General features: G+C 37.7%; 2 protein-coding genes. Both read left to right on the forward strand.

Features of this window, described 5'->3' with window-relative positions:
* A partial coding sequence (locus tag V7D75_RS11850; RefSeq protein WP_333614721.1) for a PilW family protein occupies window positions 1-317 on the forward strand: 317 nt, incomplete at its 5' end.
* 52 nt (window positions 318-369) lie between these two features.
* Window positions 370-1,188, forward strand: coding sequence for a PilX N-terminal domain-containing pilus assembly protein (locus V7D75_RS11855; protein WP_333614722.1), 819 nt, complete (start codon window positions 370-372; stop codon window positions 1,186-1,188).
* The last annotated feature ends 97 nt before the right edge of the window (window positions 1,189-1,285 follow it).

The raw sequence follows: 1,285 nt of genomic DNA on the forward strand, positions 1-1,285 counted from the left end.
TTAATATTCGTTTAGGTGTCAAGCATTCAGCAGATAACAGTGGCAGTATAGGAAGTTATAAATATACTGAAATGAGTGTAAAAGATTACATGAACCTTACTACAGAGAAGCCTTTTATTACTAATGTCAAAATCGCGCTATTGACTCGAAGTAGCTCTAACAGTCCAGATGACAGTGCAAATGAATTCAGTGTATTTGGCACAACACAGACGCTAAAATCAGAAACCAATGCACCAAAATATTTACGCCGTGTTTATGAAACCAATACGCTATTACGCAATGCTAGAATCGTAAACGTGATTAATAGTGGTAGTTAAGTACGAATGATAATCTCTCTCTTGCAAGTATGAATAAAGGTGAAAATCTGCCATGAATATCAGTCATTCTAATACTTATCCCTCATTAGCTTCTAGTCAGCGCGGAGCAGTATTGATTGTAGTCCTACTATTTTTGGTACTAATTATGCTCATTGGAGTCATAGCGGTACGCAATAGTAGTACTGATCTAAAGCTGGCAACCAGCGATCAAATAAACACTTTGCTTTTGCAGTCTGCGGACAGTGTCAATAATAAGATTGAAATGTCGGTTAATGGTTCTCCAGCCAGTGAGCAATATAAGCAAATTATGGGTATTACAGGGATATTTGGCTACTATATCTTAGAAGATAATAACGACGATATTATCGATTTTTGTTATCGCCCGCGCTCTTCTTTTTTTAATATTGATGATGCGGTTATTCGTCGTAACACAGGTAAGTTGGTCGACAATACAACAGGTTATTGTGACCCTACCAAAGCTACTGACTATACCAGTAATCGCAATACGACAATGACGCAAGTTATGATAAAGAACGTTAGCGCTACTGCCAATAGTGGTAATTTTGAGCATATGAATCTCGGTACAGATTCCGATGAAAAAACTGCACAAATGTTTACTTTTGATATTTACTCAACTTCAGTACTACCAGCGTATGGAAAGGCGAAGGATGATAAAGTCAAAGAATGCTTTGCAAAAAATGCTTCAGACCAAACAGATGGCGTGATGAAGTGTATGAAAGACAATAATATTCCTAACAAGATGCTGGTAGAGCAAGTTGATTTGGCCAATATTCAAAGTAGTGAGCTATGTGACTACTTTGGTAATGGTGGCAAAACAGACAGCACTAACCCTTTATGTAGAGATATTTAAATGTATGTATATCATCACGTCTATTGTAGCCGTGCTCAGGAGATAACATTATGAAACTCAAACACCTCAATCGTTATCGCGCGCCCATAGTGACGGC

Source organism: Psychrobacter sp. (genome assembly GCF_036731945.1).
Classification (GTDB): Bacteria; Pseudomonadota; Gammaproteobacteria; order Pseudomonadales; family Moraxellaceae; genus Psychrobacter.